This window comes from Xenorhabdus sp. KJ12.1 (genome assembly GCF_963876495.1).
In the GTDB taxonomy this organism is placed as follows: domain Bacteria; phylum Pseudomonadota; class Gammaproteobacteria; order Enterobacterales; family Enterobacteriaceae; genus Xenorhabdus; species Xenorhabdus stockiae.
In genome coordinates this window covers 201742-228103 of record NZ_CAWNQH010000072.1, presented here as the reverse complement: position 1 = coordinate 228103, position 26362 = coordinate 201742, and the positions used below count along the sequence as shown (strand labels likewise).

Annotated in this window: 35 protein-coding genes; 5 read left to right on the top strand and 30 right to left on the bottom strand. The window is 41.1% G+C overall.

Going from position 1 to position 26362, the window contains the following annotated elements:
- The first annotated feature begins 591 nt into the window (after positions 1 to 591).
- Positions 592 to 2058: a 3'-5' exonuclease gene (locus tag AACS92_RS12650; protein WP_099108707.1), complete on the top strand. Its 1467-nt coding sequence runs from the start codon at positions 592 to 594 to the stop codon at positions 2056 to 2058.
- On the opposite strand, the gene AACS92_RS12645 is transcribed toward AACS92_RS12650, so the two are convergent.
- The 17 genes from AACS92_RS12645 to AACS92_RS12565 form a co-directional block, all read right to left on the bottom strand.
- On the bottom strand, positions 2051 to 2158 hold the full coding sequence (locus tag AACS92_RS12645; RefSeq protein WP_241537882.1) for a hypothetical protein: 108 nt from the start codon (positions 2156 to 2158) through the stop codon (positions 2051 to 2053). The genes AACS92_RS12650 and AACS92_RS12645 overlap by 8 nt on opposite strands.
- Positions 2159 to 2290: 132 nt before the next feature.
- The gene (locus AACS92_RS12640) at positions 2291 to 2785 is read right to left on the bottom strand and encodes an AAA family ATPase (protein WP_099108706.1); all 495 of its coding nucleotides are present in this window, start codon (positions 2783 to 2785) and stop codon (positions 2291 to 2293) included.
- A 114-nt stretch (positions 2786 to 2899) separates the two neighbouring features.
- On the bottom strand, positions 2900 to 3565 hold the full coding sequence (locus AACS92_RS12635) for a hypothetical protein (protein WP_099108705.1): 666 nt from the start codon (positions 3563 to 3565) through the stop codon (positions 2900 to 2902).
- Positions 3566 to 3644: 79 nt separating this feature from the next.
- On the bottom strand, positions 3645 to 4760 hold the full coding sequence (locus AACS92_RS12630; protein WP_099108704.1) for a hypothetical protein: 1116 nt from the start codon (positions 4758 to 4760) through the stop codon (positions 3645 to 3647).
- Between the two features lie 34 nt (positions 4761 to 4794).
- Positions 4795 to 5772: a ParB/RepB/Spo0J family partition protein gene (locus AACS92_RS12625; protein WP_099108703.1), complete on the bottom strand. Its 978-nt coding sequence runs from the start codon at positions 5770 to 5772 to the stop codon at positions 4795 to 4797.
- A 91-nt stretch (positions 5773 to 5863) separates the two neighbouring features.
- Entirely contained in the window at positions 5864 to 6940 is a 1077-nt protein-coding gene (locus AACS92_RS12620; RefSeq protein ID WP_099108702.1) for a restriction endonuclease, read from the bottom strand.
- Positions 6941 to 6960: 20 nt separating this feature from the next.
- The gene (locus AACS92_RS12615; RefSeq protein ID WP_099108701.1) at positions 6961 to 7323 is read right to left on the bottom strand and encodes a hypothetical protein; all 363 of its coding nucleotides are present in this window, start codon (positions 7321 to 7323) and stop codon (positions 6961 to 6963) included.
- Between the two features lie 118 nt (positions 7324 to 7441).
- Positions 7442 to 7756 carry a hypothetical protein gene (locus AACS92_RS12610; protein WP_099108700.1) on the bottom strand — a complete coding sequence of 105 codons (315 nt, stop codon included), beginning with the start codon at positions 7754 to 7756 and terminating at the stop codon, positions 7442 to 7444.
- Positions 7753 to 8397, bottom strand: a complete 645-nt coding sequence (locus AACS92_RS12605) for a hypothetical protein (protein WP_099108699.1) — start codon at positions 8395 to 8397, stop codon at positions 7753 to 7755. The genes AACS92_RS12610 and AACS92_RS12605 overlap by 4 nt, the downstream gene beginning before the upstream one ends.
- Complete coding sequence (gene lepB, locus AACS92_RS12600; RefSeq protein WP_099108698.1) at positions 8387 to 9112, bottom strand: signal peptidase I; 726 nt, start codon at positions 9110 to 9112, stop codon at positions 8387 to 8389. Before lepB ends, AACS92_RS12605 begins: the two co-directional genes overlap by 11 nt.
- Positions 9109 to 9543 (bottom strand): hypothetical protein, encoded by a 435-nt coding sequence (locus AACS92_RS12595; protein ID WP_099108697.1) that lies wholly within the window; start codon positions 9541 to 9543, stop codon positions 9109 to 9111. Before AACS92_RS12595 ends, lepB begins: the two co-directional genes overlap by 4 nt.
- A gap of 122 nt (positions 9544 to 9665) precedes the next feature.
- The gene (locus tag AACS92_RS12590) at positions 9666 to 9806 is read right to left on the bottom strand and encodes a hypothetical protein (RefSeq protein WP_193756861.1); all 141 of its coding nucleotides are present in this window, start codon (positions 9804 to 9806) and stop codon (positions 9666 to 9668) included.
- Positions 9799 to 10665, bottom strand: coding sequence for a DUF2645 family protein (locus AACS92_RS12585; protein WP_193756860.1), 867 nt, complete (start codon positions 10663 to 10665; stop codon positions 9799 to 9801). Before AACS92_RS12585 ends, AACS92_RS12590 begins: the two co-directional genes overlap by 8 nt.
- Before the next feature lie 34 nt (positions 10666 to 10699).
- Positions 10700 to 11239, bottom strand: coding sequence for a hypothetical protein (locus AACS92_RS12580; protein WP_099108696.1), 540 nt, complete (start codon positions 11237 to 11239; stop codon positions 10700 to 10702).
- 87 nt (positions 11240 to 11326) lie between these two features.
- Complete coding sequence (locus AACS92_RS12575; protein ID WP_099108695.1) at positions 11327 to 11590, bottom strand: PAAR domain-containing protein; 264 nt, start codon at positions 11588 to 11590, stop codon at positions 11327 to 11329.
- 2 nt (positions 11591 to 11592) lie between these two features.
- Positions 11593 to 12315, bottom strand: a complete 723-nt coding sequence (locus AACS92_RS12570) for an Imm52 family immunity protein (RefSeq protein WP_099108694.1) — start codon at positions 12313 to 12315, stop codon at positions 11593 to 11595.
- A gap of 23 nt (positions 12316 to 12338) precedes the next feature.
- A complete protein-coding gene (locus tag AACS92_RS12565) occupies positions 12339 to 12962 on the bottom strand; it encodes a restriction endonuclease fold toxin 5 domain-containing protein (RefSeq protein ID WP_099108693.1) in 624 nt (207 codons plus the stop codon).
- A 180-nt stretch (positions 12963 to 13142) separates the two neighbouring features.
- On the opposite strand from AACS92_RS12565, the gene AACS92_RS12560 reads away from it, so the two are divergent.
- The 4 genes from AACS92_RS12560 (at position 13143) to AACS92_RS12545 (ending at position 16960) form a co-directional block, all read left to right on the top strand.
- Positions 13143 to 13547, top strand: coding sequence for a hypothetical protein (locus tag AACS92_RS12560; RefSeq protein WP_099108692.1), 405 nt, complete (start codon positions 13143 to 13145; stop codon positions 13545 to 13547).
- Positions 13548 to 14272: 725 nt separating this feature from the next.
- Positions 14273 to 15223 carry an aKG-HExxH-type peptide beta-hydroxylase gene (locus AACS92_RS12555; RefSeq protein ID WP_099108691.1) on the top strand — a complete coding sequence of 317 codons (951 nt, stop codon included), beginning with the start codon at positions 14273 to 14275 and terminating at the stop codon, positions 15221 to 15223.
- On the top strand, positions 15216 to 16451 hold the full coding sequence (locus AACS92_RS12550) for an MFS transporter (RefSeq protein ID WP_099108690.1): 1236 nt from the start codon (positions 15216 to 15218) through the stop codon (positions 16449 to 16451). The genes AACS92_RS12555 and AACS92_RS12550 overlap by 8 nt, the downstream gene beginning before the upstream one ends.
- A complete protein-coding gene (locus tag AACS92_RS12545) occupies positions 16448 to 16960 on the top strand; it encodes a DUF6817 domain-containing protein (RefSeq protein ID WP_099108689.1) in 513 nt (170 codons plus the stop codon). Before AACS92_RS12550 ends, AACS92_RS12545 begins: the two co-directional genes overlap by 4 nt.
- A gap of 130 nt (positions 16961 to 17090) precedes the next feature.
- Here the strand turns inward: AACS92_RS12545 and lysC are convergent, their stop codons facing one another.
- The 13 genes from lysC to AACS92_RS12480 all read right to left on the bottom strand — a co-directional run bounded on the left by lysC (position 17091) and on the right by AACS92_RS12480 (position 26185).
- Entirely contained in the window at positions 17091 to 17327 is a 237-nt protein-coding gene (gene lysC / locus AACS92_RS12540) for an Rz1-like lysis system protein LysC (RefSeq protein ID WP_153044746.1), read from the bottom strand.
- Positions 17266 to 17493 (bottom strand): hypothetical protein, encoded by a 228-nt coding sequence (locus AACS92_RS12535; RefSeq protein ID WP_099108687.1) that lies wholly within the window; start codon positions 17491 to 17493, stop codon positions 17266 to 17268. The genes lysC and AACS92_RS12535 overlap by 62 nt, the downstream gene beginning before the upstream one ends.
- A 221-nt stretch (positions 17494 to 17714) precedes the next feature.
- Positions 17715 to 18026, bottom strand: a complete 312-nt coding sequence (locus tag AACS92_RS12530) for a hypothetical protein (RefSeq protein WP_099108686.1) — start codon at positions 18024 to 18026, stop codon at positions 17715 to 17717.
- Between the two features lie 15 nt (positions 18027 to 18041).
- Positions 18042 to 18482 carry a hypothetical protein gene (locus AACS92_RS12525; protein ID WP_099108685.1) on the bottom strand — a complete coding sequence of 147 codons (441 nt, stop codon included), beginning with the start codon at positions 18480 to 18482 and terminating at the stop codon, positions 18042 to 18044.
- 282 nt (positions 18483 to 18764) lie between these two features.
- Positions 18765 to 19022: a hypothetical protein gene (locus AACS92_RS12520; protein ID WP_099108684.1), complete on the bottom strand. Its 258-nt coding sequence runs from the start codon at positions 19020 to 19022 to the stop codon at positions 18765 to 18767.
- A 170-nt stretch (positions 19023 to 19192) separates the two neighbouring features.
- Positions 19193 to 19732 carry a hypothetical protein gene (locus AACS92_RS12515; protein WP_099108683.1) on the bottom strand — a complete coding sequence of 180 codons (540 nt, stop codon included), beginning with the start codon at positions 19730 to 19732 and terminating at the stop codon, positions 19193 to 19195.
- Between the two features lie 86 nt (positions 19733 to 19818).
- Positions 19819 to 20082, bottom strand: a complete 264-nt coding sequence (locus tag AACS92_RS12510) for a PAAR domain-containing protein (RefSeq protein WP_099108682.1) — start codon at positions 20080 to 20082, stop codon at positions 19819 to 19821.
- A gap of 2 nt (positions 20083 to 20084) precedes the next feature.
- Positions 20085 to 20864 (bottom strand): immunity 52 family protein, encoded by a 780-nt coding sequence (locus AACS92_RS12505; RefSeq protein WP_241537879.1) that lies wholly within the window; start codon positions 20862 to 20864, stop codon positions 20085 to 20087.
- A 14-nt stretch (positions 20865 to 20878) separates the two neighbouring features.
- Positions 20879 to 21526 carry a restriction endonuclease fold toxin 5 domain-containing protein gene (locus tag AACS92_RS12500; RefSeq protein ID WP_099108680.1) on the bottom strand — a complete coding sequence of 216 codons (648 nt, stop codon included), beginning with the start codon at positions 21524 to 21526 and terminating at the stop codon, positions 20879 to 20881.
- A gap of 1 nt (position 21527) precedes the next feature.
- Positions 21528 to 21875, bottom strand: coding sequence for a hypothetical protein (locus tag AACS92_RS12495; RefSeq protein ID WP_241537878.1), 348 nt, complete (start codon positions 21873 to 21875; stop codon positions 21528 to 21530).
- Complete coding sequence (locus AACS92_RS12490) at positions 21872 to 22366, bottom strand: DUF4123 domain-containing protein (protein ID WP_099108678.1); 495 nt, start codon at positions 22364 to 22366, stop codon at positions 21872 to 21874. The genes AACS92_RS12495 and AACS92_RS12490 overlap by 4 nt, the downstream gene beginning before the upstream one ends.
- Positions 22363 to 24381 (bottom strand): type VI secretion system Vgr family protein, encoded by a 2019-nt coding sequence (locus tag AACS92_RS12485; protein ID WP_099108677.1) that lies wholly within the window; start codon positions 24379 to 24381, stop codon positions 22363 to 22365. Before AACS92_RS12485 ends, AACS92_RS12490 begins: the two co-directional genes overlap by 4 nt.
- Before the next feature lie 46 nt (positions 24382 to 24427).
- Positions 24428 to 26185, bottom strand: a complete 1758-nt coding sequence (locus tag AACS92_RS12480; RefSeq protein ID WP_099108676.1) for a type VI secretion system baseplate subunit TssF — start codon at positions 26183 to 26185, stop codon at positions 24428 to 24430.
- Positions 26186 to 26362 lie beyond the last annotated feature (177 nt).

Sequence of the window (26362 nt, the reverse complement as noted above, 5' to 3'; positions counted from 1 at the left end):
TAATCCGGCGAGCATAGTTTTTATCTGCCGTTTTTTGGACAATTTTTCTCATTTGACGCCGCTCATTGCGCGGAATTGGTGGTACGATGGCCATAACTCAGTCCTTCCTTTTTGTGTTTTTTTGGTTTTGCGATTAAAAAGTTCGCAAAAATAGGACTGAGTTTCTTTGATTCGCCTATCATTTTGAAAAGCTATTTAGCTGTGAGTGATCCCAAATATACAATATGAAAACTTGTTTTCTGCCATAAAAAACAGGTCGTTTTGCGGTGTTTTTTGCGATTGTTTTTTTGAAGCTGTCTCATGTCTATTTTTGATTTTATTTTCAGTTGGTTATTACATAAATAGGTATGTTTAGATTGATGGGGACTTCTTGCCAACAGCAAAGTCCCAAGGAAAAATCCATTGAATACCCTCATCTGACAACATGCTGAAGGTTATAGTATTTAAATCATTTTAGACCGCATATCGTCCCGGTTTTTAGTAAACATACCGGAAAATTTCAGTGTATAAATCTTACCTAGAATCATAGGCTACTGATTATGGTTTCAGGCTTTTCTTTGATTTCTTTGTTCTGAATAAGGAGCGCTGTTCATGGCACTAACCGATGAACAACAACGAATTGTTGACTACGAAGGTAAACTACTTTGTGGAAAAGCATATGCTGGCTCAGGAAAAACATTCACCCTCATACAATTTGCGATAAAGAATGCGGACAAAAAAATCCTGTACATTGTATTCAACAAAGCTATACGTGAAGAAGCTGAAAGAAAGTTCCCGAAAAATGTTCATTGTATAACGTCTCATGCAATGGCATTTTCCCGGTTCAAAGAATATTCAGACAAAACCCGGATGAATATCAGCGTTAAAGAATATCGCGATATTCTGGAAGAAGATAACTGGCAAGTTGTCAAATTGGCGGTAACCGGTGTCGATAACTTCATGAACTCAGCGGATCGCGTTATAACGATGGAGCACATAAAAAAGAATGTAGAAAATGAAAACAAGATACCTGCTACTCGTTTTGATACCGCGTTACGGGCGGCTAAGCGTCTGTGGAACGGGATGATAGATATAAACTCTGACGTACCATGTACGGGGAATACGCTGCTAAAACTGTTTCAATTATCGAATCCAGCGCTAAATACCTTGTACGACATTATTCTTTTTGATGAAGGGCAGGACGCTAATCCGGTAACTCTCGACATTGTTTTGAATAACGTCTGCCAAAAAATTATTGTAGGTGATGATCATCAGATGATAAACCGATGGCGCGGGGCAGAAAATGCATTGACTGTGGTTGAAGAGCAAGGAGCTGAAATATTACGTCTGACAAAATCTTTCCGATTTGGTCCTATGATAGCTGCTCTTGCCAATTTAGTTTTGAGTATGAAAGGAGAAATACATCCATTGGTAGGATTGGGGGAACTTGACTATGTGTGTGAGCCGCACGAGATCATCGAAAACGGCTTTCATGCGGTAATTAGTCGGACGTTCATGGGGGTTATCCAGTCGGCCCATATAGCAATCATGATGGGTAAACGAGTGATGTGGAACGGAGGCATTGAGAAATATAACCTTGATGAATTACTCGACATTTATTCAATGAAGATGATGCATTTTGAACAGATAAAAAATAAAAAAATCCTCAAAGATTATGGCAACTGGGCTAATTATCAGGATATAGCTGAAAGTACTAAAGACACGAATATGAATCGTGCCATTAGGATAATAGATGAGTATATTGATATCCCCGGCGTGATAGCGACAATGAGAAATAATGAGGCTAAATTTGAGTCTGAGGCTGATTTAATTGTCACCACAGCCCACACCAGCAAAGGTCTGGAATGGAACAATGTCATACTCAATGATGACTTTGTTTCAATACTCGAAGCTATTGACAGCAAAAAGCCTAAATCAATCGTTATCGATGAAATGAACCTCATTTATGTGGCAATAACGCGAGCAAAAGACAGACTCAGTATTAATTCATCCATCATGGAATTAATTGATGAGTACTATTCACGTCAGGAAAGAGGAGAAAGCATCGTTATTATCTAAATTCCCTTGGAACAATATAACTTAATGGATTGGGCGCATACTGATATAAGTTCAATCCTCCTACCAGTCCTATCGGGTTTGGTGAAGTAAACTGTCCAATTTCCGGAGCATAAAACCTGTAAGTATTAAAATGCAGCCCGTTTCTTTGTCAAAATATTGCCCAGCGTAATAGTGAAATATCGTTAAGTTGGAGCTACCTGATACCATCAGGATATGACATAAGTAAATATTTTTACTGATTTAATTTTAATACTTCTCTACATGAAGAAATATCCTTGATAAGGATAACTTTTGAGGATAATTTTTTGTGTAAATTTAAAAAATCATTTAGTTGTTGATCATATTTTCTTGAGAAATGCAATAACTCAAATGTATTTAAGATGGTTTCTTTGGGTTTTTTTCGCGTAATTTTAGCGATTAAAAATCGTTTAATTAAACGAGCAAAACGTAAATAATAGGGCACATTCACTCTAAAAATAATAGAGCATTCAAGGAGAAAAGTATAAAGGTGCTTATCATAAGCACCCTCAACAATCCATTCATCGGTATTCACAATCATATCAATTTTAGATTTAATGCATTCTTTTGAGTTTTTACGATATTCATTGCCGGTAATATCCCAATAAATAGTATCAAACTCATATATAGACAGAGAAAGCTCCTTTGCTAATTGAGCTGCTATCGTAGTTTTCCCTGCCCCTGAAGGGCCAATAATGCAGATTTTCATTTATTATTAGTTGATTTGTTGTATTAAAAACATCATATTTTAAGTGTCTATTTACTTTATAAGTATCAAAGGAATATACGGTGTTTATCGTATCCCCCCAATTACTACATCAATTTAATATCCACCATCAAACGGAATATAAAAAGAGTTGGGTGATAACGTTGCCACCTGCGGGAAAACCTTTTTCACATTACTTAGTGGAATAAATTTACTCAGTTTGTTTTTAATTAGAAATTCATAAAGCATTTTAGCATTATTCTTGAGTTCATTCAAAGGCAAAGCTGCAAGGTAAGCTGCTTCAACCATTGTTAAACCTGCAACCTCTATTTTGAAGTTGAGCAAACGATTAAAAGTTTCTTTATGTAATCCTCGCGGTATCGGATACAGCTCATCTGATATGTAATGAACGGGAAGGTCATTATTGCTTATATTTAGAGGGTCTATTGCACAAAAATAGACATCAGATCGCTCAACCTGCAATAGTGTTTTTTCTGTGCCTGCATGGTTCCAATTGCAAGGATCAATCAATCCATCTTCTCCTGCATCTATCCATGCATAGTTTGAATAAACCACAGTATATCCATCAGGGCGTTCTTCGTCGAATGAGTCAAACACTCGCTTACGAAACATACCTATGACAGCTTTTCCCGGCAGAATACCATTATCCACCAGCCCCCGGCAGACAAGGTATGAAAATTTAGGTGTCCAGTTCGTCACAGGAATATCAATATACATAGATGTGAAATCAATGCAGATTCCATCTGTGATAGACAAGTTCATCCGTTCTCCTGAAAAAAAGCGCACTATAAATGCGCCTGTTAGGACTAAAACATTTATTTTTTCTTTTATTAGCAACCGGCTATGTTGTTGGTTCGACGTACCGAAGGCTATCTGTACGCAGTTTAGGCTGGTCCACAGCTTGAAGAATAAGAGTGTAAGTACGTTTTCCTGCAACAAGGAAGAGATCCGTTGCATCACTCCAGTCGGCTTTGTTCTGGGCACGTTTGATTCGAAGGATGTTTCCCGGCAATTGGCTAACTTCCCAACCTTTGCTATCTGAAAGATATGCATTTATCTTTTCGCCTTTAGCCATTGGCAGAAGATAGACCTTCGCAGCAAAAGTACCGTAAACATAGACGGTATTTTGTGACTGCACATGGAAGACAGCTTCGCTTGACTGACCTGTGTAGTTTTTCAGTGAATCATCGCTGTTCAAATCGGTTGATGCTGTATCTGGTACAATAGTCGCTAATTGTTCAACAGAGGATTGTTTTGGCTGTGACTTCTCGCGCTGAACGGCAGCAGGTACAGGAGTACTTTCACCAGAAATGCCAAATTTAGACGCTTCGTACTCTTGGTGCGGTATATCAGTATGAGAAACTTTCTGCGCTTCCTCAGTAGCTTTCACCATCGAATCGTTGATAACCGCGTTAGCAATACCCTGAACATCTTCGTCAAGCAGTTTTTCAGCTTCGTTTGCATGATCAACGGATTTTTCTGTTGGAATCGTATCAGCAGACGCATTCGCAGGTGCAGCAATATCGAGCAATAACTCCTCTGAATCATTGTTTGGGGAAGAACTACCCTGAACATCTTCATCAGGTAGGTTTTCAGGAGCAACGGGTTTTTCTGCCGAAATTACATCAGCAGATGGATTGGTTGGTGGAGCAGTATCGTCAAAATCGGCATCTGAGACGGCTGGTTGTACATTGACTTTATTTTCTTTATTGTCTTCGATAGAAATACCGTTTGCATTGAGTGCAATAATTTCTTCGTTCTTTTCGGCTGGAGTTTTATGGTCGCTAAAAACAACCGGATATAATGCTCCTACACCAATAATGGCAATAATGAGTGCACTGAGTAATTTCAACTTAGATTTAGGATTTTTTTCATTAGTAGCATTATCATAATTTTCCGTTCTGTCCTTTAATTTATTCTGACCGTACTCAGTCCCTGTTCCACGCTTTTCAGTCATAATTAAACTCCTTTGGATCTGTATCAAATTTAAGTCAGTTGACTAGCTTTGCTAACTCACGGATACCCGCATTCAGCAATGTATATAATTCAGACTCATCATAATCAGCAGCGAAACGAGATAACTGCTTTTCTGATAATGCAGCTTCAATTACATTATTCTTCACGTCGTTATCCTCAGCGGTTGCCTCGAGCACGATTATGGCGTCTATCAATGAGTGGCCGAAATCGTTGGCCTCATCAATAGCAATCTTTTTTCCGCGTGTTTTTCTTATCTTAATGGAGGAAACTTCTTGCGAAGAATTGACATCATTTTTCATTTCGATACTTTCCTGCTCAAAATAGATCTTTGGCTTTTTAGTATCTGGAAGCGTGTAGGTTTCAATAACGTCCAGTTCGATAATCTGATTAGGATCATCTTTTTTCTTTCTACCTTTACCTTTGGTCATCGCTTTAATCTTCTTAGCGACTTCCTTCACGCGAGTAGCACCCTCATTAACAATAGATTTTTGGTCATCGAAGCTAAGGTGAGAGAGAGCATTGGCGTTATGAAGACTAATATCACCGGCCTTAACTCGCTCTATAAGATTATGACCAGCCTTTTTCCTGAGACTGACGGCTTCAACCACCATTCTGCGAGAAATACCGAGTTTCTTCGCTATGGCCTCCTGAGTTTCATATTCTTCTTCTTTATCGTGAGGACCTTGTTTGAAATCAGCAAGGAAAGCAGCAGCAACAGCCTTCTGGCCGGGTGTTAGTTGGCGGCGATGTAAGTTCATGTTTTGAACAAAACTTATTGGATTATCACCTTGATATTGCTGGATGGGTATGTCCTCAAGATTCAACTCTTTCGCGATCCTGTAGCGGTTCCTACCGTCGATAATCTTTCCTTCAAAGAGGTAAATAGACTCAAGAATTCCGTTAACTCGGATGTCTTCTTTTAACGTTTCATATGTCTCACCACTGATGTAGGGAAAAGCATTAGCAATTTCGTGGTACTCATATTCAATCATGAAAACGAACCTCAGTCTGATTGCTGCATAAAGGGGGACGCTCCATTTGGAGTGCGATTGCTTTTTATTGTTATTGCTGCGTTTAAAACACTCATACTTCGTGTGTGTTTCTGCATTCAGGAAAATTAGAGCATCCCCAAAACGTTTTTTTATTTGCTGTTCGTAGAACCATTTTACCGCCACAAACAGTACAATCATTTTCCTCAAGAATGACGGCAGTACTGATGGATGATCCGGTCTGCTTTTCAAAGTCGGAGTCGCCCTTTATTATTTCGATGAGGAGGTTACCATCGATAAGGAGGACCTTGCCGGATACTTTATCCGCAAAATCACGAGCTTCAGCAGTGAAAAGACCGGAGGTTACAATAAAGCCACGATGCATTTTTTCAGCCTGTACAACACCGTAAATTTCACGAACAACGGAAACACCAACGCGGTTAACTTTCCAGTGCTTAGCCTGAATCATTTCCCTGCGACCATTTTTCATCAGAACTACGTCAATACCACCATCAGCACCGTTCTTGGTTCGGCTAGCGGTGTACCCCTTGGACTCGAAAAATTTCCTGAGTATTTCCTCAAACTGATCCCACGTCATCTGATCTAAAACGCGCCGGGCATCAGCGCTATTCTTGATTCGCTTAATCATTTTGCCAGACATACCAATTTGCATATTTTTCACAACAGAGCCGATACCGAACAAATACGCAACGTAGAGTGCCAGTGAAGAAAACATGTCGGGGAGGTAGTGATCAAGAATGCCACGTAGCTTCGTAAGCATAACACTGCCAGTGATATCCTCATTAGGTGGAAATATGTAGCTCATGGCTTCGTTGGCGATCACACGGGAGTAGGTCGCTGAGTGAATGACAAGTGAAAGAGTGATAACGGGTATCGCTACATAGTATTTGAAGAAAACTGTGTTCTGCGAGACAGTAAGCGTCCGCCATTTTTCTTTGTTAGTCCAAGTGCCAACAAGCACACATCCGGATGGAGTAAAAAGAAAGGTAGCTATAAGCATGATAGCCAGAGTCAATATCTGTATACGAATGTTGTCTGAAAAAACAACATTGAGTACGATAATCAGCACTGACAAACCAAAGAAACGCTGCCGCATAACCTTTTCTCCAGATACAGGTTTTGCTGCATAGTTCTGTTTTTTCCTGCCCATATTTACCTTTCATATTATTTTCAATGGATTGCATATCGTTTCTGGGTTCGCTGGTAAATTCCCTTACAGCGACAAATCACGACATCATAGAACGTAATCAGGATGTTCAATGCCGAAACGCCAAACACAACCACCAGCGGAAAATCTTGAACGGTCGGATAAACGAAACCGTAGTACCCAGCCATCACAATGAGATATAGTCCCCACACGTAATAAAAATGTTTCCGGGCGTTCCACCAGATAACAGTGAACAAAAAAACAACGTTCAGTGCAGCGTAGAACTTAACAATTCCGGAGTAGAGAGGTATGTCTCCCCCAAGCAACGGAACTAATGCGTAAATCACAATCATGAAGACCAAGTAAACTAAATAGTAAATAAACATTTTTCCCCCAAGATAATCATCTTAAAAAATGAGTCGTTATCGTGGATTGACTATAGCATGACCTTTTTTATGCCAAAAAAGCTAAGTTTTTTGACCGCAAAATGTCGCCAAAAAACATTTATGGTGAACAAGCAATCTGATTTGGCATCCAGTAATTACCATTGCTAGTCGTTATGTAACGAAAAATCATCTTGCACGGGATATCACGTACTTTAGCAACAATCATTTTTTCATCACTGTTTGGAATGAATTCAGCAGACTGATAGTCATCTTTAATCATTACCCCCGCATCCTTTAAAACCTGTAAGGCTGTTGGCTTTAGATCAGTGGCAGAATACTTTGCGGTGGGCGCAGACAGGGTAGGAACAGTATAGTTAGAGCATCCGTTCACTAAGAGAATCACCAGAATCAAAAGCGGATAAATGTGCTTCATAGCATGTTTCTTTCGATTAACCGAAGATTATGTGTATTGAAGAGAGAAATAACTTTCTTTGCCGAAATATCCTGCCATATATCAGGCATAAGCGGAATGTGATACTGATGATCCTCTTCGCTAACTCTGACCGGAATAGAACAAACAAGCAGAGGTTGACCCTCATCATTAATTACACGCCATATCTGTGAAAAGGCGGTGATATCGTCTTTATTGAAAATATGACTAATATTGAGAAGAAGGCAGGCCGCGTGCTGATAGCCGACATGCAAAGGTCGGCCATATACTTCCTGATTCAAATTAATGGATTCGAGTCTATTACGGGATATGTCATCCATCTGTCGGTAAATCTCTGCACCTGCTGGATAATCTCGGCGTAAGGTATAAAGCTCGTAATCAGGATCAGCATAAACGGATTTATCCGTAACAGGGTGAAAACTACGTCCATGAGGCTTTTGTGAAAAGCGTTCTTGCAGGAAAAAATCAGGAGCACAGAAATCAGGCCCACGGAAAGACTCAAAACCATATTGAGCACAAATATTCAGTAAACTTTTGCGCCATTCCTGATGTGCTTTAACTACAAACGAAAAAGTATGTAGTGCGCTCTTGTCTAGAGTCGTGAAAAAAACTTCAATTACCATTGTTTCGAATAATCCTCAATTCAGCTTCGAGAGGGTCGTAGCTGTCAAATAGCTTGAAGTTGAATAACGTGGTTACATACCGTGAAACAATCTGGTCTTTTTTAATCAGCCCCCGGAGGGGTTTAGGTGTGCCGGGCGGGTTTTCCCAGTAACGGGCATCCCATGAGTGATCCCGATTATCTCCTACCATAAAATAGTAGTTATCAGGTACTTCCCAGCGATTTTTAGATTTAAGGAATGGTGTACTTTTATCGATAACAAAGTTATAGGTTTTGCCGGTTCGTTCTTCGACGTCACTGAAAATCATAAGGTCGCCCAGTTCAGAAACAAATTTACCGACAGTCTTACCATTAACTGTGAATTCTTTGTTTTGATGGTATTCAACAACATCACCGGGAATACCAAGTACCCGCTTAATGTATAAGGTGCGAGGCACTGATGGTGCCTTGAAGGCTGTAATATCACCGCGCTTAATGTCACCAGAGTCCAGCAATCCACCCACACGAATGCCGACAATATAATCACCTACGTCAAGAGTCGGTTCCATTGAAGCAGAAGGGATCGTGTAAATCCCTGCTATATACCGCATAGAAAACAGGTACACGGTGCAAACAGCCATTGAAACTAACACCCATTTAGCCGGTTTTTTTTTCTGAAAAACATTTTTTGCCAGTAAAAGGACAAGGAGAACCAATACTACGGCCACACTGGTCATTTGTTATCTTCCTGCTTTTTTAATTTACGAGCATATAAGGTGAGGGAATTGCATAAATTCATGTACACATAAAGCACATAGCGCTGATAGATAGAACCATAAGCCACTTTGACAGGAAGTCGGATTTCGACAGGTTCATCATCTATGTTTTTAGCTTCAACAATCAGACTGGCGTAAATAAAACCATTATCAAAAGCTACATTCGTTTTGAGGAGTTTATTCTCCATGACAATCTTAAAAAAACGAATGTAGCTAACCCGCACATAATATGCGGCCACGATAACTGCCATGAAAATAGCAATGGCCCAGTGTATGTAGCCGCGAAAGGAAAGGAAAAACGCATAAATCACCAGTAGATCGATGAACGTGACAAGCAGCCGGTTATGATAGACACGACCGGAAGAAAACATTTTTGGTAAAAAACGGAGCATAAAACCATCCTCGGAAAAGAGATGGTTTACAGAATACATAGGAGGCAAAAAAAACTGCTTTTTTTTCTACCTCGTTTTGTGGTCAAAAGTGCATTTTTCTCTTTAGGCTTTTCCTGTGTACGCTAGGCAGCTTGTTCTTCAAACTGCGTGACACGCTCGGCAATCATATTTTTTGGTATAGATTCATCAATCCGGTTCTCCGGATCATAACAATGAATAATGACTTGTATCACCGCACCGGCCTGAATCGCCGGATTACACATTGAGATAAGCCAATGTTCTATTCTTAAATAAATAATCCTCAACGAGAACTGTGTATTTTCCTTGCTCAAATCGGTATGAAACATACTCACTACTGTCAAGCTTGAGTTTCTGGAATGCGGCAATAGCAAAGGAAGCAGAGAAGCCATGAGTTACTACAGCAATCGACGAATCGCTTTTTTCGTAAACATCTTGGATAAAGCTTTCTACACGGGTAAAAAGCTCGCCCCTTGACTCAGCCCCTTCACATATCCTATGGTTTTCTCGGTCTCCTGTCGGAGATGCTGGAACAATGAGTTTATTGTGTTCATTCTGGTCCATTCCTTCATGTTTCCCAAATGACATTTCACGCAATCGCGAATCAAACACTATAGGTAGCTGTGTTCCTGAAAAAATCTCATTTGATGTCTGCTGGCAACGTTTTAAGTCCGAAGAATAGACTTTTGTGACATCATCGATAGCACCTGAATCCACCAGTTTTTTCTTTACCAGTCGTGCCTGTTCAAGCCCTTTTTCAGTGAGGCTAGAGTCAAACCAGCCTCCAACACGTTTATTCACACCATGGGTAAAGAATCGCCATACCCAATAGGCAATTAATGATAATGCCATGATATTGACCAGCCATAATTTACACTTCAATTTCACGGCAATAAAAAGCACAGGAATGATGAACAATACCGCGATAGGCGCAGTCACATCTCTGATATCATCCACCACCAGCGCTCTGTGAGCTTCACAGGCGTTTTTGATGTCTATCCCATCAATATAGTATTCCTCTTCAAAAGAAGAGGATAAATAAGTGACTGACAGGCATAACACATAATATGCCAGATAAAGTAGGCGATTTAATTTTTTATTCATCCTTAATATCTGTGATCATCTATGATTGAAATCACTATATATGTTGCCAAACGATATTCACGGGGGTTTTTAGTAGGGTTTCAATCTTTTCGATCACCAGAGATAATCCACCCTCTGTGTGAATAATGTCGGTTTTTGTGGTATCAATCATCAGTGCAAAACAACCAAATGCTCCCCAGTTTTGATAATCCAACTCAAGCAACGAGACTTCTTGTCCACAGCATGGCGTTGACCATTTGGTATAAATTGTCTCTGTTCTCGGTAAATTCTCACCAAGATAAGCCATTTTTTCATCCCACCACTTTGTAATATCACTTTTACAGTGTGAACAGGAAGGAATAGTAAAGTTTTCCATCCCATGAAACAGAGTGAGTTCTTCGACAATATCATGTTCGATATCAGGAGCAGGTGGGATTCTAGCCCATAAACGAGCATATTTTTTTTTATATTTAATTTTTTGTTTTTTGTCTGACTTCTTTATTGTCCGAAGAAAACCCTCAGCTTTATTGATGGCTGATTGCTCCGGAATAAAACAAGGATCTTTAGGTACAAATAGCAAGTAGGAATCACTCATATCACTTCTCTTTGTAATGACCAATATAAGAATAATCAGCTAAGAGATGATAGACTCAAAGCTGATTATTTCATGCATAACACAATATCAAGCGCAAAACCCGCCCTGACTGGCAATCAATTTTGCACCACAGGCCGTGCGCATTCCGTTTAATGCGATGGATTTTCCCTGATGTTTTAAGTCACTACTGCCTTCTATAATCGGAAAAACCCCTTTGCACTGCGGACAAGCCACTAAATCACCTTTAGCGGCAATCGGAACCCCCAGATAAACATACCCGTCAATAGCGGTAATGACTTTACCGCCATGATCAGTTGTATCGTTTAACCGGATAACGGCTTGACCTGCCATCGTTATACCTCTGCTATAAGTGGTAATACCTGTAAATCCCGCAAACCAATCTCAATATCATTAGCCTTGTTGATATGGCTTTGGTTTTCGATATCAAAAATCTCTTTTGTCGTGATAATTAATGAGCCTTTTTCACCATTTTTATCATCAAGAGATATTATTGATTCTGCCGCTGGGACTAAAGTAGGATCTATTTCAATTGGCAGGTAGAGCATCCAGCCTGCATATGCTCTATCTGGAAAAACACATTTCCCTTTTACACTATACGAGTTATTTTCCACCATGATATGTGGTGAATAATGAGCAATAACAAGATAGTTAATGAAATTTACCAACCGATTGAAATCAAAATCATTCTCTTCAATAGATATATGTAACTCTATTTTTGTCTTTCCTAATTGTTTTCTACGATAATTCATATAAATAATGGAACATGAGTGGCTATCATCTTCTCCATCCCATACTCCAGCCATAACTATTGGATTTTCTTCTGTGTAATCTTCGCTAAACTCTTTTATTGCAGCTTCCGTTGCTCCTTGCTGATTAAAAGCAACTCGTTGCAAAGCCTCTTGGCGTGTATTACCCGATAAATACCATGTTTTATGTCTTCCAAAAAATGTATTAATTTGTTGGATGATATTATGCAAGTCAGTCAGAGCCATTTTTGGGGTTAGCGGTTCTTTCCAGTCGGTATATAACTCTATATTTAATGATAAGACAGTCATTTATTATCCCACTAAAATGAAAGTTAAATTGTATGAAATACTGTAATATTAGGATGAATAGCAAACCACTTTTTATAGTAGGAAAAACTGATGGGTTGCAAAAAATGCCAGTGAGATCTTGGAATTCCATCAAATTTATCACATACTTCTTGTTGCCTTTCTGCTTGACTAATCATGGATAAATGCCCACTTTTACTAGCTTTCCACCAATCCATCGGTACTCCATTTTTGAAAAATTGATCGTACAGAGCCTTAGCCTCAAGAAATAAACAATTTTGGGGTTTCCAGCCATCAAAATTTACTGTTTGGCATTTCCATGTCTGAATGGAAATCAATGTAGGATCGTATGTTGTTCCTGCAATCCGTGTTTGATACTCGATAGTGATATCCGAATACGATGGGCACTTTTCCCAAAACATGACAACCTGACCAATGGCCGGGCACTTATCACATTTCTCTCGCGTCGTACTAATTGCATCTGTCCGGGATTCGGCTTTGTCTTTTTCAGCCGTTTCTTCTTTATCTTTTGTTCCTTCCATAATACCCACAGCAACTAATCCCGCAACGCAGGCAGCAAGCGTCCATTCCGCAGCGGCTACGAGAGCCGCGCCTGCGGCGGGTGCGCCAAGAACTAAGGGGGCTGGCATCTTAATGTCTCCTTTTCATTAAATTGTCTACTACCTGTAGGTAATCCCGGTATTGTTGTTCGGGGTTAACTACAATATCCCTCCCTAACCCTGACGCGGTGTTTTTGATGTTTTTTCTAAAAAAAATCATTTAGAATTTGCGTAATTACGCCAGTTTATTAATTAATAAATAAGGGAATTATGAGTTATCGCGCTTACCTGACCTATGAAAACGGTCGCCAGAGTCATGTGTGCTTTACCCGTGACAGAAAAGCGATCCACCAGCATATCGAATCCTTGTCCTTGTTGGTGGATGCGGATCTGCGTGAAACGACCAAAGAGATGGTGCTGGAATACAATAACGCCCAGTTATTTCTTTGTCGTATGGGGGAGGTGAACGAAAAAACGATAACCCTGATCCCGTGGCCGAAAGTGGGCAAGAAACGCACCTTGAAAACGCCGAAAATCGCGTCACTGTCGATGCCTGTCCAGATGTATGAGTTCTTACAGTCCGTGGGGGGCGGGAGTGCCAGCAAGGGTATTCAGGCGATGTGTCTCGAAAAAATGGGCAATATCGCCCCGATGGAGGCCATGTTTTACGATTAGCGCAGTAATTCATTGTAGGTTAGGCCACAGTTATGATTTTATTGACCTGAAAGTTTTATAGAATTTCGCGACAGATTTAATTTCAGATTAATCTATTTTTTGATTGGTTTAACAACTGACTACATGGACTGTCGCGCTATTTTACGTAAATTATTACCAATTATTCTAATGCGGTTTGGAAAAATCTATAACATTGCATTGGGTTATTACTTATATAGGTGAAAAAAAATTTCTCACATGTAATTTTTATTTAATAAATTACTTTTATATGTTCATTGATTAATGAGTTTTTTATTTGGATCAAATTAATCTATAATTAAAATAAATCCATTGTTTATTATGGTGATATGTTTTGTTTTCATTTAAATGAAATTTTTTTATTTTTTCTTCCGTTGATTTTATTAATTTAGTGTTTATTTATTATTAAATAAATTAATAAACCAAAGATAAACGAATGGCTCGAAGTTATTGAGTTTGAAATTTTACGGTGTTATTTAAAAAGTGTTCAATTATTTTGAACTTAAAAATACCATAGCGATCATCATAGTTTTTGCTATATTATTTTTTTCAGAAAAAGGAAATATCATGGAAAATTTTGATATCAATAAAGTCGTAAAAGTTAAATCTCCTTTGGGGTCTTGGTCAGTTAATGATAAGAAAGACGATTAGTTAACTCATTATCCCTTCTCAAAATATTGAGGAGGGATAATTATAGGATTAATAACATGAAAATAGCTAATGTTGATTATGATCATTCTGGATTTAGGAAATATTTTCAGGATAAAATAAGAGATTCATTATTATATCTTATTAAGTGCAGCGGCTCAGATTTACTTATTCCGGAAGACTTTCAACTTCGTTGGAATATTTGTGGAGCACACTACTTAGCTGTGTGTGCAGCAGAAAAAGAAAATCGAGAGTTATGCATTAATTATTTAAAGTATGCTGAAAGACAGTCTAAGTACCACGGTGGAAAGTATCATGACGGCATTGAAGTAACAGCACTAGATTATCAACTTCAATCTGAATTTGATATCAACATGATCCTACTTACGCTAAGTGCAGATGATAAGGGTGTCGGAGTAGGGTTCCAAAATATGGATAATGTCATTGAAGAAAAGGAAAAAGTTAACAATGCACTGAGTTTATTAGAGATTTTTGATAATATTTCTTATCATGAGTGCTTAACATTCATTGATACAATCTACCTTACTGGTAGTACAAAAGGGTATTACATTCGCTCTGGGTGTAGTTTTAACTTATGGGGATTGGTATTTCTTTATGCTGAATCTAAAAATACCGTTCCTTATTATATTGAACATATTGTTCATGAGTGCGCTCATCATGCGTTAAATGTTATTAATGCTGATGATTTTATTGTGGAAAATGACCCGGATGAAAGATTTAAAGCCCCTTTCAGGGAAGATGCTCGACCAATGATAGGTATATTCCATGCGCTTTTTGTCTTATCTCGTATTTCCCAATCATTATACAAATTTGTCCGACATTATGATGGGGAATACAATGTAGAATTTTCCAATCGGCTAACCACATCAATCAATAAGTATCATGATGCATTGAGTATAGTTGAAGATTATGCCAAATTAACTCCAATAGGAAATGAGCTTTTAGAAGATATCAAAAATTCGATGTCAGGAATAAAAAACAATGGTTAGTGATTTTTTGAAAGTGCGTTATTCTGAATCTCTCTATATTTTATCATCACGAATTCTTATTTCTATCGTTACATTATATTTTTTGAGTTATAGTGGTGTATGGTTATCATCTTATTTTCTTTTTTCTTATTTTATGTCAAAGAGTGTATTTGGAGTTTTTCTCGCACATCGATTTGAAAAAAAGGAAAAAAAGAAAACTCTTATGGGTCTAATGGTATTGTTTATTAGTGCATCACTATTGGCTGTTTTAATTAATCTGACGAATATTAACTCTGCCACCTTTATTTTAATTGCTATTATTATAGGTTTTGTTGATTCATTATTTATTCCTGTGGTTAATGCCTTTATTCCGTCTATTATTGATATCAAAATGATAGAAACGTCTTTTAGACAAACTTTTTTGATTCAAGCATCAAATAATTTATTTGGCATTGCCATTGGAATGGTAGGGTATGAATTCATTGGCATTACCAATATGATGTGGATTATCACTGGTGTTTCTTTCATTGTAATATTTATTCTTTCTTTATTGAAAAATAAAGGGAGTTATGTTTATTTTGGGGAAGATAACCACCATAATAACATCAAGAAAACAATAAAATTATTTATAGGTTATCGTTTTGAACCTTACTGGGCACTGGCTTCCCTCCTTATCAATATGTCACTCGCTCCATTTTCTTCTCTTATCATTCCCTATTTTGTCATCAATGTGTCTGGAGAGAAACCAGTTATGATTGGTGTCATTGAAGGATGTGCTGCGGCAGGTGCGATTTTTTCATCTTACTTTTTTCAAAAAAAAACCGAATTGCTAATTGGTAAAGCTCGAAGCGTCATACTTTCTTTTGGTACTTTAGGTGGGGTGTTCTTATTACTGTCTGTTGTTAATCATGTTTTTTGTTGGTGTGTTTTGGCATTTTTAATGGGTGTATTTATCATCATGAACAATGTTTGTATCGAATCTTCTCGTGCTATCGCTATCCCAGAGAAACACCGGGTCAAAGTTCAAACTATGCACAACACCTGTATTGTGATTGGCAATCCACTTGGTTTATTAATTACACCATTTTTGATAACAAACTACGGGTACACTATTGCATTAGTAGCTTATTCAATCATCAGTGTACTTGTTGCGATTTTTATTAGATTTATTCCCCTTTTTCATGAGCTATTAGCAAACAATCCAGAAGACGTCGTTAATTTGTATGAAATAAAATATGGTGATTTATGAATCTATTATCACAGATTGCGCTTTATTATGAAATTGATAAGAATAAACTTTATGGCAGGCATCATTCAGCCCATCTTATTCAAACAGCAGGGTTATTAAGAAAATATGGCTGCCGTAAAAATGTTATTTCGGCAGGGCTTATTCACTCTATTTACGATAGTAACAGTGTTTATAAAAATAAAGGTGTACCAAAAACGGATAGGAAAAATATTATTGATATCGCAAACAAGGAGGTTGAAGAGTTAGTATATTATTATTCATTATTACATGCACTTGAAAATTATAATTATATCCTTTCTGACACTTTCCCTGAACAGTTAATCAGTGATCTTTCTGATATCCTTGTTTGCGATATTATTGAGCAAATCATATGGTGTGTTGAAGAAAAAAAATTTTTTACTTATCAGGATGCTTATGATCACCTTAATAAACTGTTTCCGGTAGTATCCTATTGCCGAGAGAATATTAAAAAGGATTATCACCATTATTTGCACGCATCGTTGACATGACAGAAGTTGGAGCCTTTCATGGGTATGGGTACTCCCGATGGGGGTGAGATCCCTCTAGGCTACTAGGCCACGTAGTGATTTATTTGAATTATTTTGTGATGAATTAATAAACTGTATTCATGAAAGATAGTTATATCTTCGCATTCATCTCATTTACCCGCTGATTCTTATTATTGCACTCCGCCAGCGATTGCCTCACTTTTTCTTTATAGAGCACGTTATCTCCCCAGCGCGTTGTATTGTCGTCGGGAAGAAGACACATCATCGCTTTAATGGTGGGTGGGCGTTTCGTTTCTATCCGCTTTTCAACCACCATAACTCCGGTTGAATTCAGCGGTGCGCTGGTGTTGCAACCGGATAATGTCATCAGGCATACGCTGGTTAGCACACTGGGCATGAGCCAGCATGTCTTTAAATTGTCCGATAGCACTGTCACTTTCCTCACGTTGTTGCTTTATTTCTTTTTCTAATTTGTTCTGCGATTCGGCTAATACAATTAGCCGGTTATCACGTTCAGCGACGTCATGATGCAAAAGGCGGATATTCTCGCCCTGAACACTGATCGCTGTTTTCAGTTACCGGATAATGCCGAATTCGCCGTATTGAGCGCGGTAATGCGCTCTGTGAGGCTTTTGTATTGGTGATGCAACAAAGCCCCCCAAAAAGATAACGCCCATCACAGCGCCAATAGCGGCGAATTTGAAGGCATTACCGATAGGCAGGGGGATCATCCCACCAAGTAATATGGATTCTCCTAGGACAACGATGACATGACTGACGTCGGGGTAATGGCTTTGAGTACGTCGGCCATAATCGGGCTTTCAAGCAAGCCTGAGATGATCGAAATGCTGACCGCATCACTGAATGATTTTTGCGCGCGATGGGCGGAATCATTCGCCTGCGTTGCTAAACGATTCACGGCTTCCGTGGCTCTATCCAGATCGCTGAGTGAGCCTGTTAATGCTTCAGCGGCGTTATTGAGCTGTAAAATTTGCTTGTCCGTCAGCCGTGACGCTACACCACCCGCCCCCCTGTTTTTTGCTAAAACGGCATTAATCTCATCCAATGCGTCTTGATATCCTCAGTTTTGAGGCGGGTGACAAGCTGATTTTGCGTGGTGGTTAGGTTCACCGGCGGGATTAAATTCAACATCTATAAGGGAGGACGAGATCTCATAGAGGTTTTTTCCTTTCGGGGGATAGATGATGCTCCCTTGCCGTTTCAGCTCCTCATAGCGGCTCACGGCCACTACAATCACGGGACGGCCGTCATGATGCCGGTCACTCAGCCGGACGCTGAGCGCGCCAATCTGCTGCGCGATGTCGCCGCTGACCTCATCCACCAGCACCTTAAAGCCTGCCCTGACCATTTTAGGGATATCTTTTGATAATTCGGCCAGCATTGCCCTGCGTTTTGGCGGAAGCAGTTTCCTGTCTTCTAAAATCAAATCCCCGTCGTTAAAAACCGTGCGGAGCATGACTGGTTTTTTCATGGTGCTGATAACTGCGATTCGCTGGATCATAGTCCTCCCGAAAGTAAAAAGACCGCACTAGGCGGCCTCTTGGCTTTCAGGTATCTGGTTTCGCGCTGATATCAAAGTTAAGCAATCGTCGAAAAAGCTAACCTCACCTTCCAGAACCGCCCTAAAGCGGAGAGGATCGTAGCTGAACGCTATGATAATCAGCAACAAAAAAACGCGATTTCATTTAAAATTAAACACTATTATTCAATTGGTTAGTGTAAATTTCATTATTAATGAAAAACGCATCTGTTTATTGCAGGTTCAGTGCTTTTCGTTACACGGTTAATCACGCTCATCATCATCAGAACGAGAACTGCGCAGGATTAGAGTGTTGTCAATCAGTGTGTTCAACATGGCCCGTATTTGGATATTGTCGTCCTCTTTCTGTATATCCTCAGTTAACATGTCCCAGAAGTTAAACACGCCAAAAGAGCTAATTTGGCGGAATTCGGCTATCTCTACGCTGTTGCATGATGAGTCAGGCGTAATAAACTTTTTAACTGCTTGCGTTAATTCTTCGTATGTCCATTCTGTTTTCATTGTTTGGCTCTCTTAACGGTGTCTAAAAAGGTGTTTTTGATTAATCCGGGCTTATCACTCTTTCCTCGCAGCTAACTAAATAAGTTGTCTGGTGTAGCCAGTGCCAATACCTCTCCCAGTCAGGTGTCTAATCGCAGATACTATCTAAAAGGAATAGCGGCCTGAAATCACTATATATGTTTCCAAACGATATTCACGGGAGTTTTTAGTAGGGTTTCAATCTTTTCGATCACCAAAGATAATCCATCATCTGTATGAATAACATCTGTTTTTCGGGTATCAATCATCAATGCAAAGCGACCAAATGCCCCCCAGTTCTGATAATCTAATTCAAGCATTGACACTTTTTGTCCACAGCATGGCGTTGACCATTTGGTATAAATTGTCTCTGTTCTCGGTGAATTTTCCCAAATATAATCCATTTTTTCATCCCACCACTTTGTAATATCACTTTTACAGTGTGAACAGGAAGGAATAGTAAAGTTTTGCATCCCGTCAAATAGTTCTACATCTTCAGAGATATAATGTTCAACAGCAAGAACAGGTGGGATTATAGCCCATAGTCGGGCATACATTTTTTTATATTTTATTTTTTGTTTTTTATCTGACTTCTTTATTGTCCGAAGAAAACCCTCAGCTTTATTGATGGCTGACTGCTCCGGAATAAAACAAGGATCTTTAGGTACAAATAGCAAGGAGGAATCACTCATATCACTTCTCTTTGTAATGATCAATATAAGAATAATCAGCTAAAAGATGATATTCTCAAAGCTGATTATTTCATTAAAATACGACATCAAGCGCAAAATCCGCCCTGACTGGCAATCAATTTTGCACCACAGGCCGTGCGCATTCCATTTAATGCGATGGGCTTTCCCTGATGTTTTAAGTCACTACTGCCTTCTATAATAGGAAAAATCCCTTTGCACTGCGGACAAGTCACTAAATCACCTTTAGCGGCGATCGGAACCCCCAGATAAACATACCCGTCAATAGCGGTAATGACTTTACCGCCATGATCAGTTGTATCGTTTAACCGAATAACGGCTTTACCGGGCATAGTTATACCTCAGCGTACAATGGTAATAATCCTAAATCCCGCAAACAGATTTCAATATCATTGGCCTTGTTGATATGGCTTTGGTTTTCGATATCAAAAATTTCTTTTGTTGTGATAATTAATGACCCTTTTTCATCACCTTTATCGGCAACCGGTATGATTTCCTCTGCTATTGGAACTAAGGCAGGATCTATTTCAATTGGTAAGTAGAGCATCCAACCTGCACTTAATCGGTCGGGGAAAACTTGTTTTTGGTTTAATGTATAACCATAAACTTCTATCGTAACAAATGGATAATGCCTAAACGATATTAACTCCTTAATAAAGTCAATGAACTTTAATTTATCGAAACTTTCTCTTTCAAAATTGAGATCAAGCGTTACATTAGTATGCCCTAATTGATTAACATCGGTATTAGTGACATCCCTTGTCATATATCGAATGGTATTTTTTAGTTTCGCATTACCGGGTTTATCAAATAGTGTTTTAATCGTGGATTTATTTTCTTTGTCAAAATCTTTTTCATACCAATTCTTCGCGTAATCGGTAAATCCGTTCTCATGAAAAACATTATTTTCTTTAATTTCCTTCAGTGAATATCCGGGCAAATACCAACCACTTGAACTAGCATTTAATTTGTTAATCCCCTGCATTATTTGATAAGTATCAACAAGCACCAACTCAGGATTTACTTCTTCTTTCAAGTCATAGAATAGTGTTATATCTAGATTTAAAATAGTCATAGCTGAATTTCCATTTGTTTTTTTTAAAATTTCACGCATGATTCGTTACTAAATTATGGTGTATTAAATGTACTAATATTAATGAACCCTAAAGAAGTAAATGCTCTTGAAAAATAGGCATAAGATACTGGTTGTAGAAAATGCCAGTGAGATTTTGGAATATTGCTCAATTTGGTACAAACCCCGTTTTGCCTTTCAGCCTGATAAAGCATACTTTCAAGCCCGGTCTTATCTGTTTCTTTTTTCTTGAAATGTTCATAAAACCATTTAGGTTTTCCATTTTCAAAAAACTGATCATATTTAGCTTTAGCTTCAAGAAATAAACATTTCTCTGGTTTCCAACCATCAAAATTAGCGTCTTGGCATTGCCATGTTTGAATGGAAACCAATGTAGGATCGTATTTTGTTCCTGCAATCCGTGTTTGATACTCGATAGTGATATCTGAATACGATGGGCACTTTTCCCAAATCATCACAACCTGATCAATGGCCGGGCACTCATCACATTTCTCTCTCGTTGTACTGATTGCATCGGTTCGGGATTCAGCTTTGTCTTTTTCGTCCGCTTCTTCTTTCTCTTTTGTCACTTCATTGATTCCGACACCCACACCAACGCCGAGAACTATCCCGGCAAGGGCCGTGAAGGTATATTCAGCCGCTGCCAGAATAGCAGGGCCAGCAAAAACTAAGGGAGCTGGCATCTTAATGTCTCCTTTTCATTAAATTATCCACTACCCGCAGGTAATCCCGGTATTGTTGTTCAGGGTTATCCCCCGCGTTCAGCATATTTTTAATTTCCGGTGAATCGTGATAATCACGGTTAAAGGCAACAAGATAGAGATAGGAACGTATGAGCTTTTCCTCTTTGAACCCCATCGCGATCAAATCCAGATACGCGCCTTTGAGCCGCTGATGCAAACTGTGCTCGCTTTCGTTCCTGACCAGTTCAGGCTGTTCTGTCTGGATCTGCTGCCGGATTTGAGTGATATAGGTTTCATCTTCCGCATCAATGAATTTGCCGACCTGTTCCTGACTGAGTGTGATCATCATTGCGCTCCTTTCACAGTATAAAACTGGCCCGCCAGCCAGTAATGCCATTCATCTATCGGTTGGGTGAAGGCGGTTAACTGCGTCTGGTCGAAAATAGCCGGGATTTGATGCAGAACACGCGGATCGTAAAAACGCAACAGCGCGGTTTCCCCACTTTCCAGCTGAACATTCAGATAAGGTTCAAAATGACGGGTGAGGGCATCCAGTGACAACGGGGTATACAGCCATGACACCGCCGGATATGCTTTTTCCAGTGTTAAAAATTGCGCCAGAAAGTCAGTGTGGTGTGTGAGATCAAACAACCACGGCCCGGCAAACGCGATGGCTGAATCCGGGAATCGCCTGAACAGCGGATTATTCCGCCCCGCATGGTAAGTGAATTCCTCGTCGAAAAGACGCTCATACTGGAGGCCATCCACCAGCGCATACCGTCTGATATCGGGGTGTGTTTTCTGATATTCCTGCCATTTTTCTGATGAGACTGAGATCATGATTGCCCTCTGATAACCATTGCTGAACCGTCTGATGCCGCTTTCATTAAGCAACTGATACAAATCTTCTCAAGGGGGGCAGTCAGAACAGCTTCGGTCACAGCCTCGGCGACGTTGATTTGTTTGAGCTTGTCCAGCATATCCGGTAACTTTCCACCCCAGCCGGAGCCGTTACCCGGTGCGCCACTCCCCATGTTCACGACCGCACTGCTGGTGATCCCGCCTGCATCAATTTTCAGGAAATGCCCGGCCGCCTGAATCGTCAATTCAGCCCCCGCATCAATCACCACTTTCGCCCCCGAACTCAGATGAATTTCATTGCCACTTTGCGTTAACAGCGCATCGTCGGCCTTAATATGGAGTTTTTGGCCGGCAGACAACGAAATATCATTACCGGCCTGTACCCGGTATTCATTATCGATACGTAAATGCGCGTCATTTTTAATATGATGTGTCCGGTTATGACCAATATTGCTGGTTTCGTCATTGAGAATGTGCGTGTTCATGTCCTTCTGTGCATGAATAAACACCTCTTCACTCCCTTTATCATCGTCAAAACGCAGTTCGTTGAAGCCCTTGCCCTTGTGGGTTTTCGTTTTAAACGTGGTGCGGGTTTTTTGGGCCGGTAAATCCAGCGGCGGGCGGTTCAGGCCGTTATAAACACAGCCGGTGACAATAGGACGATCAATATCGCCGTTCAGGTAAGAGATAATGACCTCCTGCCCGATGCGCGGGATCGCCATAAAGCCGTAGCCATTACCGTTCCAGCCCTGAGCCACGCGTACCCAACACGACGCCCCATCATCCGGCGGATCGTAGCGATTCCAGTGGAAATAGACTTTAATCGCCCCGTCTTTATTCACGAAGATTTCTTCCCCTTTCGGGCCAACCACGATGGCGGTTTCATCCCCGTCTGCTTGCGGTTTATAGTGGAAAGGCGGACGCCAGTCGGCAAGGCCGTCGATAAAGCTGAAATGATTACTGAGGGTGGTGCCTTCTCCTCCACTGTCTCCCAATGCCTGTGGGCAACGTCCGTGATGGCTGATACCCACGACCTGCCAACGCACATTGAGTGGCTGATGAGGGTGATTTTTTATCTCAAAAATTTTGCCCGGCATGAGTTTGATGCAGTTACTGCTGCCACTACCGGTCTGTTTCTGGTTATCCAGTGCGTCCTGTCGGTATTTTAAAAACGGAATGGCAGCGGCATCTTTCTGAAAACGGCCGTAACTTTCAAACACGGTGTAAGGTGTCTGGCTGCCGAAATCGCGGAAGCCTTCACTGCTGTGCATATGCGAGAGGTGATAGCGTGGGTTTTCCGGGTTGAAGTCTTTATGCAGGCTACGCTGTGGACTCATACCGACACCCAGCCGTACCTGATAAATCGTATCGGTTCCATAGGCTGTCTCCGGCTGCGGCTGGTATTGCAGCGGTAGTCCGGCCGTCATGCCGAGGTGACTGTCGCTGAAAAACAGGGTGTCATCCTCAAACCAGAAACTGATCCCCTCTTCGGCGGCTAACCGGCCGAAAAACGCATAATCGGATTCCCGTTTCTGGGTTACATATTCCCTGTCCTGATGCGCATCGTAGAGCTTTGAATCGGCTTTTACCCGGTGTTTTTTAAGCAGGCTGTCCAAAATAGCGGGGACATTCTGCTGGTGGTAGATCCGACTGTCCTGATTGAGCACCAGCCGCCAGAGGGCCGGGCGCACGGTCACAGCATACAGCGTCTTATTGCCATCGGTGCCTACCCAATCCGCATGGGAGATAATCCCCGTGATTTTGCGCTGTTCTGTCTCACCGTGAAAGATTTGTAACACAGCCTCCTGCATGAGCAGGGCGGCCAAATCAATCTCTGTCTGGGGTTTAAACGGGTTCGGGTTGCCGTTTCTGACCAGTGTCAGGCTCAGAGTGAAGAGTTCAGATAACCCCTCCTGTAGGGAAAATTCCCCCACCGCAAACGTGTCTGCCGGTAGATCGGCAATGTGACAGACAAAGCGTAATCCACTTTTCATGTTGTTTTTTTACTCCTTCGGGTTGATGTCATACTTCCTGAATCCATTACATATCCGGGCGTAATCCATCGACATGCCAGAACTTCCACCTCACTTTTCGGCTGTCCGGGGTGAAGATTTCCAGCATGACAAATGAAGACTGACTGATAAAACACGCCATCGCCTGATTGATTAACCGGCAAAAACGGTACATCTCCCCCGGATTACGGTAATAATCCGGGTTCAGGGTGAGCGAGAGTAAATACCCGCGAATGGGACGCCCCAGCCGTACGCGATCAGTCAGACGCTCTACTACCAGCACAATGCCGTCAATATGCTGGTGGTACTGACGGCTTAGCGGGCGGGGCGTGTCAGCATACGGATCAAACAGCCGAAGAAACTGTTTCAGGCTGTCAGTGGCAAACAACATCATCGGCGGACTGGAAAGGCAGGACAGCAACGGCCAGCCGCTATTATCCTGTAACAGCGGTGGGTAATCGGTTGTTACCGATGTGATATTGTGTACGCAGAGATGAGACGGGACGTCTTCCTGTGCCACGTTAATCGCGCCTTTCACCAACGCACACGCCTGCACATGGTAGCCCGTGAAATGGCCTGATACCGACAGGGCAGGCAAGGCATTTGCCGGTTTGCCCGTCACATCAAAAAAATGTAACTGGTGCTGGGTTCTGCCCAGAAAATCGCGCTCGGTCTGAGGCTGGTAGTAAAATGTATCAGGCTGGCTTCCCTCATCCCGCCAGTGCCCGGCCGGGGTAAACTGTTCAATCGGCAGCCAGTGATAAGGCGTACCGCGTTGCGTACTGTCACCGGGTTGCTGTATGACCGCAATATCATGCAGCCGGTACAATCGCACTGATCCCCCCAGCGGCAGAGAATAACGGTGATTGTCCGTGTTTAATGCAATGGGGGGGCTGGCGCGGTTTTCCAGATGAATGGCCGGGACACACCCCAGCAAAAATGCCTCATCGACATTATCCAGCGGCAATTCACCCTCGAAACGAAAAATCAGCTCAAAGGTGCCGTCTGCATTCAGTGGCACCTCCACGCAGTGGCTACGGATATCGAGCGTCACAAAGTTATACAACTGAGGCAGGGCGTAATACTCCACCAGCGGTTGTAGGCCGGAATACGTATTTTTGGGCACGGGTAGCACCGGGCTATCAAACAGGTTATGCCAGCCATAAGGGGAACAACCCAGTTTTCGCCGCGTTCCCTGTGTGGTCAGGCTGATATCACACAAATGTTGATCCAGCCATAGGCTGAGTTGTGCCGCTTTTTCTGTATCAGTTCCCAGAAAAAACGTTAATGCGCCACTTTGCCAGACCGGGGAGGGGGTGCCCGTTTGACACAGGGTCAGGATGATTTCACTGTGAGTGCCGGTTTTTCTCACCGTACGTTGCTGAACGAGTAACGGCTCAAGATGCAGCGGACGGCACGTTTTAAAGGTGAGTAACTGCCCGTTACTGGGGGCTGAAACGGCTGTGCCCGCGAGGATATCCACGCTGCCCTGATGTTCATCATCGACCGGAAAAAACTCGAGTATTGTGGTCGGTGGGATGGGACACAATGCCAGCGACCAGATACGGGACAAAATACCGTGCGTGATTTCGGGCAGTTCATCTTCCAGCTTATCCCTCACACCGGCAATCAACAGCGCAAAGGCTTCAAAAACACGTTCAATATCGGGATCACGGGATGTCACCAGAAAATCGGCCAGATGCGGCGAGTATTTCGCCACCCGCTGTGCCAGATCCCGCAAATAGGCGCGTTCTCGCAGATACAGCGATTCCTTGTTGTTTTTCATTTCTTCATCTTTCTCTGATGTTCCGATGAATAATTAATCGGCATTGAGTAGGAAAAATTTATGACTAATTACAATGTGTTGAGATTTTATACACTATTTTACGGCGCTATTGATTAATTTTTCAAATGTGATTGATATTTTTTGACACGATGATAGCGACAAAAAATCGGGTTCTCT